Raw genomic sequence first — 9869 nt, 5'->3', positions numbered from 1 at the left:
TCTAGACTAAAACCACAAATCGCCCTTGTAGCAAGGCTAAGGGAGCTAGATACTATGCTAGAAAAAGGACTAGAGAAAGGGAAGCTATGCTAGAGATTTTATATTATATTTTTATATTTCCAGTAGAACAGGTGCTTGAGTGGGCTTTATTTACACTTTTTAAGGCAACTAAGAATTATGGCATAAGCATTATTTTACTCTCTCTTATAATGCAGCTTTTTATGCTAAAACTCACTTTTTACTTTGATAAAAAAGTGGCTTCCTTTGGAGTGTTAAAAGCACAATGTGATAGTAAGATTAAAGAGTTTAAAAGAGTATTTAAAGGTGCAGAACTGCAAAGCTATATCCGCACACTCTATAAGCAAAGGCATTTTCACCCCATTTTTGCCTTATTTGGCTTAGGGGGATTAGCATTACAAATTCCATTTTTTATTGCAATGATTCATTTAGTAGAGAATGCGGAGTATTTGCAAAGTGTCCGCTTTCTATGGATAGATGATTTAAGCAAACCAGATTCTATTATGTTATTTGGTTTAAGTATCCATATACTGCCTTTACTTATGACTATTTTTACTTTAATCAATGTCTTTTATAGCTCAAAAGAGCTAGGTGCGAGAGTGCAAGGGAGTTTGATTGCCTTATTATTCTTGGTGCTACTTTATAGTATGCCGAGTGCGTTAGTATTATATTGGACTTGTAATATGGCGTTTGCGTTGTTTAAAGAGATATTTAAGCAATGTAGAAATAAAAGGCATTCAGTATTGAGCGATAAATCAGGGAGTGCTTCGCCTTACTCACTGCGGTGTATGTCCAATACGCCTCATTCGCAAGACTTGCACAACCCTAATTTCTCATCTCAATCCTTAGAATGCCGAGACTCTAACACTAGAATTGTGGATTCTCAAAATACAGAATCTAAGCTAGATTCTAAAACTGCAAATCCAAGCCAAAACCCTAAAAACACACAATCCACAAAACTACAAGGAAAATTTAAGACTCTATTATTTAACATTTTCACCCCATACACCGCCCTAGATTCTAAAGCCTATACAAATTATCGCAATATTAGCATTCTAGCTATTCTTAATATCTGCTTTATAATATGTGTCTTTAGCCCTTATGCTATTTATAGCAGTGATGTCTCTCAATTTGACACAAGCCAAACATATCAAACACTAGCAGTTTTATTTGGTGCATTCCTTTGTTCTAGCTTTATGGTTATCTATATTACAAGCTTTTTTTATAAAACACGACTTTTTAAGTTTGGTGTATATGTTGCAAGCATATTATTTCTTATCGGGGTCATCAATACATTTATTTTTGTAGGTGATTATGGGGCTATGGATCATTTTGTCTTACAAAAACCAGAGTTTAATAATCCAAATAATCTTTTATATGCCTTGTGTGCTTTTATAGCAAGTGTAGCGATTGTGTATTTTTGTTTTAAATGGCTGAAGAGTATTTTTAGTGTTAGTCTCATTAGTCTTTGTGTGCTAAGTGTTATATCTTTCTTTAATATTATGGAAGCAAATAAAACTTATATAGTCCCAAAAAGCCTTGTTGCAGAGGATAACAATCTGCAACCTTATGAAAAAGAATTATTCTCTTACTCTAAGACTGAAAAGAATATCATAGTTATGGTGCTTGATGCATTCAGTGGCTCACATATGCATCCACTCTTAGAGCAATTCCCAGAGTTTAAAACACAGCTTGATGGCTTTGTGCTATTTGATAACGCTATATCTACGACAAACTCTACTATTCATAGTATTGCTACGCTTATCGGCGGGGAGCATTATGCTGTATATAATATGAATGCCAGAAAAGATAATCTTGATGATAGTATCACTGAAGCCTTTGGTGTTATAGGTGATACTTTTGTAAAGAACGGCTATGATGTGGGGTATTTTATGGGGGAATCGGCCAAAGCAGCCAAATACATACAGGCTTATAATCAAAATATTTTTGTAACACAAAATGGATATGCCTATATCGACTATTATCTTACACACCACCCGGAAGACACAATTGCTTTCAAACTTGCAAATGAAGGTAATGCAGCGATATATAAACGCTTATTAAGTTATGGGACATTTCGTTTTAGTCCAGAAGCATTGCGTTCTAAAATATATAACAATGGAAAATGGTTCCGATATAAGGGGTTGGGCTACAGAATCATGGACCCAAACGTTAGAGGATCGTTAGGATATACTTCATCAATGTATGCTTTTACCCATTTGCACAATACAGAATCTAAAAAGCCAACTTTTAAATACTTGCATACATGTATTACTCATCCCCCATATGCCATGTATTACAATGGAAAAAAATGCTTATTTCAAGGACCAAAAAATCAACTTGCCAACAAAACGGCATGGCATGACCATCCACATAAAGAAACAATGTCATATAGCTATCAAGGCGAACGAGACTTCTTCTTCAAACATTATGATTCTGAAGCATGCGCATTAAATTATCTCGATTATCTTATACAATGGCTTAAAGATAATGCAATTTACAATAACACGCAGATACTTATCGTAAGCGATCATGGATCACCAGATAGTATGGGAATACCACGCTTTATAATAGAAAAAAATGGGCGACCCGAAACCATATTTTTATTTAAAGATTTTAATACAAGCGGAGAGTTAAAAGTAGATTCTAGACTTATGGCAAATTATGATATTTCAAGCATTTTTTGCGAAAATCTTCCTAATGGTTGTCCTAATGTGCCAAAGAATATACTTAAAAATTATCCAAACAATAGAAAAATTATTACTGCAACCCCGATTACAAGCGATCTAAAAAAAACACAAAAAAACGAATGGATTATTGACCATTATTTCCAAGTCAAAGGTAATATTTATGATGAAAATAGTTGGCAAGATATCACAGAAGAAGTTAAAGATGACACATTAAAGATTGATGGGATAAGGCATTAGGAATTGTTGTTTGCTATTGCTTAACTTGGGGTTTATCATAGTGCAATTTTGCATTTAAAGAATAAAAGCATTTGTCGTATTTGAGCATTAGAAAAATAAACTATCCTTGAACACATCTCTTACTTGAGCCTAAAATATAGCATTTAAAAAGTTTGGCTATAATCCAAAAAGCTTTTTTAGGCTATATTTTTGTGTCATTTGCGAAAAATACATAAGCTGCAATGGACCTAAAGGACATAGAGTGATTCTAGAATCTAAAGATTCCACAACCCATACACAACAAAGCATAGAAAAAGACTTACAAACATTAAGACAAAATATTGATTCTATCGACAAAGAGATTATACAGCTACTTGATAAAAGGCTAACTTTCGTGCAGCAAATTGGGCATTTAAAGGTTAAAAACAACGCAAGTATTTATCGCCCCGATAGAGAGAGAGCAATCATACAGAATCTTTTATCAATCACAAAGGAAAAAGGGCTAAAAAATCTCAATAAATCAATCATTGAAGCCATTTTTTATGAGATATTTGCCATCGCCAGAAATATTGAGACGCCTCAAAAGATAGCTTTCCTAGGACCTATTGGCAGCTACACGCATCAAGCCGCTGAAAATCGCTTTGGTCCATTAAGTGCGTATTTACCGCTAACAACCATTAGTGCGGTGTTTGAAGCGTTACAAAGGGGGAATGCAAAATATGGGGTAATCCCACTTGAAAACAACACAAATGGCATGGTAGGCGAGACAATCGACAATCTAGCAAAGCATAATTTTAAGATTATAAACGAGATTATCCTGCCGATACATCATAGCTTTGCGACAAAGGAAAAACACATTAATGATATAAAGAGAATCTATTCTAAAGACATTGCATTTGGGCAGTGTAGCAACTTTTTGCAAAGCTATCAACTGCATGAAATAGAGCATATTTCTGTGAGTTCTACGGCGTTTGGAGCAAAACTTGCAAGTAGTGAGAGTGGTAGTGCGGCAATCTGTTCTGAAATCGCCACAAAGCTATATAACCTACCCATTATGTTTGCAAATATTGAGAATCATTGCACAAATCAGACGCGATTTGTCATCATCAGCGACTTTACAAACGAAAAAGGGCAGAATGATAAGACTTCTATTTTTGTAAGTATGAAAGATTTTGGAAAAGCTGGGGCATTATTTGGTCTTTTGCAAGACTTTAAAGACGAATCGATTAATATTACTAAGATAGATTCTAGACCGATACAGAGTGATGGTGCGTTTCATTCTGGATTCTATATGGATTTTTATGGACATAAAGATGATGAAAGTGTAAAGAGATTGTTTGATAAAAGAGGCGATGAGATAAAATGGCTTGGCAGCTACCCTGCGTTTGTGTAAAAAAAGTATAAAATATCGCTCAATGAAAAATTATAAAATGCACCTTGAAATTATATATTTTGTTAAATCGCTATAAAAATATCACAAAACAAATAGATACTAGAAACTTTTATGATACTATAACTTCATATAAATTTAAGGTTTATTATTGATGGCAAAACACCCTTTGACATATCAAAATACTAAACAAGATATATATATATATATATATATATAGCAGGACACTCTGGATGTCAGCTAGAAATTATCAATAATCACACGATTCTAAAAACCACTACAAATAAAGACTACAAAGCTAGACTAAAAAAGCAATGCGAGAAGCAAATATTATTTGCTAATATGTATGACAACCATGACAAGATTCTAATCCCACAAGTTTTACAGCAATATTGGGAAACTAAGGATAATGAAAAAGTTGGCTTTTCAATGCCTTATTATTATGCAAGTGATTTTATTGTATTTTTTGAAAACGCTACAATTACAAGTATCGCTCAAACCATGCGTATTTTATTGCAATTTATTGAAAATAATCTAAAAGATTCCATATATACAACTATAAATAAAGAAATATTTTATAATAAATACGATGAGGTTGCACAAAAGATAAATACATGTAAAAATAAATCTCTAACCCTATGTTTAGATTCTATAAAAAGGGATTTAAAAGAACTTCCAAATGAGATTATCCTGCCGCTTGGAAGATGTCATGGAGACCTTACTTTTTCAAATATTTTATTCTCAAACGACAAGATTATACTCATTGATTTTTTAGATAATTTTATTGAAACGCCCTTGCAAGATATTGTAAAGCTTAGACAGGATACAAAGCATAAATGGAGTGTAATGCTGTATGAAAGAAGTTATGATAACACTAAAATTGCAATGCTTTTGTGCTACTTAGATGAAATGATAGATAAGCATTTTATGCAATATGAATTTTATAGAAAATATTACACCATTTTTCAAAAAATAAATCTTTTTAGAATCCTTCCCTACGCAAAAGATAATCACATTTTTGATTATGTGATTACTGAAATTCTCAATCTCAACATAAAGGATACAATATGTCAAACATATTAATTACAGGTGGTGCGGGCTTTGTTGGCTCTCAATTAGGATATGTGCTAAGTAAAAAGGGGCATAGAGTTATATTGCTTGATAATATGTCGTATGGGCGATTAGATAACTTGATTGTAAATAATGAGTTTTTTGGAGAGTTTATCGGCATGGATATACGCTCAAAAGATTTATTACATGTAATGAAAGGCATAGATTATGTGTTTCATTTTGCAGGTATTGCACCTTTGCCTGATTGTCAAACAGACCCATATAAAGCCATTGATATTAATGTAGCAGGAAGTGCAAATGTTTTAGAAGCCGCACGCTTTAATGGTGTGAAAAAAGTTATCTTTTCTAGCACTTCAGCAATTTATGAGAATAACAAAGAGTTTCCTACAAAAGAGAGTGATGAAACCTCGCCTTATCTCATATATTCCACTTCTAAAAAACAAGCTGAAATGCTGTGTCATTCATTCTTTAAAACCTATGGATTGCATATTGCTATCTTGCGTTTCTTTAATGTATATGGACCACACCAAGATATGAAAAGAAAGCATCCACCTTTAATTGGCTATATCATTAAAACGCTATTAATGGGGGGGGGGGCAACAACCAGTCCTTCATTCAAATGGCTTACAAAAAAGAGATTATGTCTATATTGATGATGTTATTTCGCTATGTGAGATTGTGATGAATGATAATAATGTAGTTTATGACACATTTAATGTCGCATCAGGCAAGGCTTACTCTGTTGTAGAAATTTATGAAATTATTGCAAAATATTTACAAACAGATATAAAGCCTATTTTTAGAGACGCAAAGCTTTTTTGGGAAAAGTATCCGCCTTTATATGAGGGTGCTTTAAAGCTGCATGATTCTATTTTAGAAAAAGAGGTAAATAAATATGCCTTAGGCAATAATGACAAAGCAAAACAGCTAGGCTGGAGACCTAGCATTGATATGGACAAAGGATTAATTAATTGCATAGAATATGCAAAAAAGATATTTGGAGTAATGTAATGAATCTTATTTTACCGGTCGCAGGACATTCATCAAGATTTCCGGGAGTAAAGCCCAAATGGCTTCTTACACACCCAAATGGGAATCTTATGCTAACAGAGGCAATTAGGGGCTTAAACCTAAAGGAATTTAGTAGAATCTATATTATTTGCATGAAAGAGCATTATGAAAAATATGATTTACAAAAGCCCTTAACAGATCAATTTAAAATGCTAAAATGTGATTCTAAACTATCTATTATCACGCTAGATAAACAAACAAAATCGCAACCAGAAACCGTATATCAAGGCATAAAAAAGGCAAATATATGCGGACAAATCTATATTAAAGATAGTGATAATTACTTTGTAGAGAATCGCGTTAGTGGCAATTTCGTATCCACTTACGACCTAAATGACATGGATTTAACATACGCAAAAAGCAAAAGCTTTGTTATTGTAAATGAGCAAAATATTATAACTAATATTATAGAAAAACGCGTGATTGGCTCAATCTTTAATGTTGGCGGATACGGCTTTGAAAGCACTGAAGAATTTTGTAAATATTATGAAAAGTTAGCACATGAAGATAATTTATATATTTCGCATATTATTTATAATATGATGCTTAGCGGACATGTTTTCTTTAACTCAAAAGTGCAAGATTATTTAGATTGGGGGACAATAAAGGAATGGAATCTTTATAAAAGAGAATTTGCTACACTATTTGTTGATATTGATGGCACATTGGTAAAAAATTCTGGGCAGTTTTTTACGCCAAAATGGGGTGAGACAAGCAAGATAGACGAAAATGTTGCAATGCTGAATAAACTCTATGATACAGGCAAAGTTTATATTATCCTAACCACTTCAAGAACGCTAGATTATAAAACTATAACAGAAAATCAGCTAGAAAGAGAGGGGATAAAATATCATCAAATCATCTATGGCTTATATCATGCTAAACGAATTATTGTTAATGATTATGCTAACTCTAACCCCTATAAAAGTTGTGATAGTATTAACTTAAAACGCGATAGCAGCGATCTTAAAAGTATGCTTCAACATATTTTTGGTGATATGGTGTAGCGTTGTGTGAATCTAGAGTTACAAATATTAATCCTTTATTATCAAAATTTAAGTAATATTAAGAATATATTGTGATAAGGGGTTATGATTATGGATATAGATTTGGTTACAAATGAGATACAAGCACATATAGATACTGCACAAAAGGCGCTTGGCTTACTTGCACCTATTTTGCTTGAAAGTGCAAAAACTATCACCAAAGCCTTGCAGGATAATAAAAAGATTCTTATCTGTGGCAATGGCGGGAGTGCGGCTGATAGTCAGCATTTTGCCGCTGAACTCACAGGACGATATAAGCGAGAGAGAAAGGGTCTCCGTGCGATTGCCCTAAGTACTGATACTTCTGCATTGACTGCTATTGGCAATGATTATGGCTATAATCATGTGTTTAGTAGGCAGGTCGAAGCCCTTGCAATGCAAGGTGATGTGGTGATTGGAATCTCAACAAGCGGTAATTCACAAAATATTATTAATGCTCTTGAAGTGGCAAATAAAATAGGCTGTATCACCCTTTCACTAAGCGGCAGAGATGGTGGGCTTATTAAAAATCTTTGTGATTATAGCATTGTCGCACCAAGCGATGATACCCCTCGCATTCAAGAGATTCACATTTTATGTATCCATATTTTATGTGAGCTTATAGAAAAGAGTTTTGCGGAAGCTAAGGCGTAGGTGGTAAAGATTTTTGAAATTTGTTTTATGTGAATGATAGCAAGTTAATATAGGGTTAAATGGCGGATAATACATACGCATAGGCTGTCATTTTCTTCGTATTTGTGTTATAGGGTTTAAGACATAATTGCTAGGTTATATTTATATTCACTTTTAAATTCTACATACATCCTAAAAGTTGGGGAGTTAGACTCGAAGCATTATCATATTTTGTTGTATGCAGTGTAGTGATACTTAAAAATTTAAAAAATTCAGGAGTGCAAAACAATAAGGAAAGTGGGATTTGTAGCTACTTAATATGACAAGCAAAAGGTTTTGTATTGTTATTTTCTAATGGAATGCCATTTAGAATCTGCATTCCATAAAATACAACTCACTCAAACTTATCATCAAGAATCCATACCCTAAAATACTTAAATAAAGCTTAAAATAAAACAAGATTTCATCTCATTTTATGTAAAAATATCGATAAATCCCATAAAAATGTTACATTTTTTCTATTGAAATGCAGAAAAATCGTTTTTTTTTTTTTTGTAGTTTGTAATTTGTTTGTTTTTATTAAAATTTTAAATCCTTTGAGCTTTTTTGTGAAGTTTCTTTTAAAGGATTAAAAAATGAGGAAGAAGCTTAGTGTAATGGCTGCAAACACATTGCTTACAATAGGGTTTGGCAATACCGCTTTAGCAGAAGAAAATAATGGCTTATTTGTAGGTGTGCATGGTAGTGTTTCGTTTTTTGGTTTGGGAATGTATAACTATGCTAGTAAGGCTTATGCTGATGGGGGCTACAAAGATATTGATAAATTCGATACTCCATTCAATGTTGGTTTATTTCATGTTGGTCTAAAGGCTGGTTAGCAATACTTCTTTATGTCAATAGTTGGTGCGAGGGGTTATCTTAGTTATGATTTTAATGGTAGTCGAGTGTTTGTAAAAGGCTCAAAATTTGTAGCGGGAATGAAAGACATTAATATGTCATTCCAAAATATTACATTAATTAGTTGCATTTTATAATACAAAAAAACACTCAATTACTAACACATAAAAGCCTTATATAAAGGGTTTTTTGCATAAGTGTTTTATAATATGCTTATATGTTATAATTCCTTTTTTTACTTCCACATGATTTTTTTGTTTGTATCTTATGTGTATTTTTGAATGTATTCTAAAAAAGGATACACAAAAACATTACTACATATTAAGTATGTTTTATGTGCTTAAAAGGCATATAAAACTACACAACAAAAGCTTATAAAATCTATTAAGTATTAACTGAAAAACTTAATACTTTTTTATTCTCAAACCACACAAATAACGGACTTGCAAACACACTACATAACTACACGCTTTTATATTTGTGTATCCTTTTTTCATTACTACATAAAATTACAAGTAAAATAACATATATTCTAAAGATTTCAGTTTTGATTATGGTGTATGAATAAGGTTTTAAAATTTTGTTTCTTTCCTGCCTTTAAAATACCCTTACATTATAACTTAAAATCTAATCCTTTTTTATATGATTTTTATCTAGTGATTATATATTACATTTTCACTTTACAAAGTGTTACAAACTAAGCAATACAAAATTACAAATTAATTAATACTTTGATACAAATTAAAATTACACACAATACAAAATAATTAAAGACTAGATACAAACTTAATAAAACATACAATACAAACATTACTAACAAACAAAAGATTAAAAGATACATTAAAAACATAAAAAGGT

At 32.2% G+C, this 9869-nt stretch carries 8 protein-coding genes; all 8 read left to right on the top strand.

The window, feature by feature from the left end:
* Window positions 1–86: 86 nt before the first annotated feature.
* The gene (locus T368_RS16375; protein ID WP_027338470.1) at window positions 87–2945 is read left to right on the top strand and encodes a YidC/Oxa1 family membrane protein insertase; all 2859 of its coding nucleotides are present in this window, start codon (window positions 87–89) and stop codon (window positions 2943–2945) included.
* 241 nt (window positions 2946–3186) lie between these two features.
* Window positions 3187–4317 (top strand): bifunctional chorismate mutase/prephenate dehydratase, encoded by a 1131-nt coding sequence (locus T368_RS0110250; protein ID WP_004087281.1) that lies wholly within the window; start codon window positions 3187–3189, stop codon window positions 4315–4317.
* Window positions 4318–4656: 339 nt separating this feature from the next.
* The gene (locus T368_RS0110245) at window positions 4657–5397 is read left to right on the top strand and encodes a phosphotransferase (RefSeq protein ID WP_004087280.1); all 741 of its coding nucleotides are present in this window, start codon (window positions 4657–4659) and stop codon (window positions 5395–5397) included.
* The gene (locus T368_RS17200) at window positions 5382–6038 is read left to right on the top strand and encodes an NAD-dependent epimerase/dehydratase family protein (RefSeq protein WP_051591330.1); all 657 of its coding nucleotides are present in this window, start codon (window positions 5382–5384) and stop codon (window positions 6036–6038) included. The genes T368_RS0110245 and T368_RS17200 overlap by 16 nt, the downstream gene beginning before the upstream one ends.
* A complete protein-coding gene (locus T368_RS17195; RefSeq protein ID WP_272898112.1) occupies window positions 6034–6396 on the top strand; it encodes an NAD-dependent epimerase/dehydratase family protein in 363 nt (120 codons plus the stop codon). The genes T368_RS17200 and T368_RS17195 overlap by 5 nt, the downstream gene beginning before the upstream one ends.
* On the top strand, window positions 6357–7463 hold the full coding sequence (locus T368_RS0110235) for a glycosyltransferase family protein (RefSeq protein ID WP_230455636.1): 1107 nt from the start codon (window positions 6357–6359) through the stop codon (window positions 7461–7463). Before T368_RS17195 ends, T368_RS0110235 begins: the two co-directional genes overlap by 40 nt.
* A 90-nt stretch (window positions 7464–7553) precedes the next feature.
* Window positions 7554–8135, top strand: coding sequence for a D-sedoheptulose 7-phosphate isomerase (gene gmhA, locus T368_RS0110230; protein ID WP_004087276.1), 582 nt, complete (start codon window positions 7554–7556; stop codon window positions 8133–8135).
* 614 nt (window positions 8136–8749) lie between these two features.
* Complete coding sequence (locus T368_RS16370; protein ID WP_027338468.1) at window positions 8750–8992, top strand: hypothetical protein; 243 nt, start codon at window positions 8750–8752, stop codon at window positions 8990–8992.
* Window positions 8993–9869 lie beyond the last annotated feature (877 nt).

It is taken from the genome of Helicobacter bilis ATCC 51630 (assembly GCF_000686565.1).
Taxonomy (GTDB): Bacteria; Campylobacterota; Campylobacteria; order Campylobacterales; family Helicobacteraceae; genus Helicobacter_A; species Helicobacter_A bilis.
This window is presented reverse-complemented; position numbering and strand designations above follow the sequence as displayed.

Excerpts from the sequence above, each read along its gene's own strand:
- T368_RS16375 (WP_027338470.1), top strand. The coding sequence starts at position 87 with ATGCTAGAGATTTTATATTATATTTTTATATTTCCAGTAGAACAGGTG.
- T368_RS0110245 (WP_004087280.1), top strand. The coding sequence starts at position 4,657 with ATGTATGACAACCATGACAAGATTCTAATCCCACAAGTTTTACAGCAA.
- T368_RS17200 (WP_051591330.1), top strand. The coding sequence starts at position 5,382 with ATGTCAAACATATTAATTACAGGTGGTGCGGGCTTTGTTGGCTCTCAA.
- gmhA (WP_004087276.1), top strand. The coding sequence starts at position 7,554 with ATGGATATAGATTTGGTTACAAATGAGATACAAGCACATATAGATACT.
- T368_RS16370 (WP_027338468.1), top strand. The coding sequence starts at position 8,750 with ATGAGGAAGAAGCTTAGTGTAATGGCTGCAAACACATTGCTTACAATA.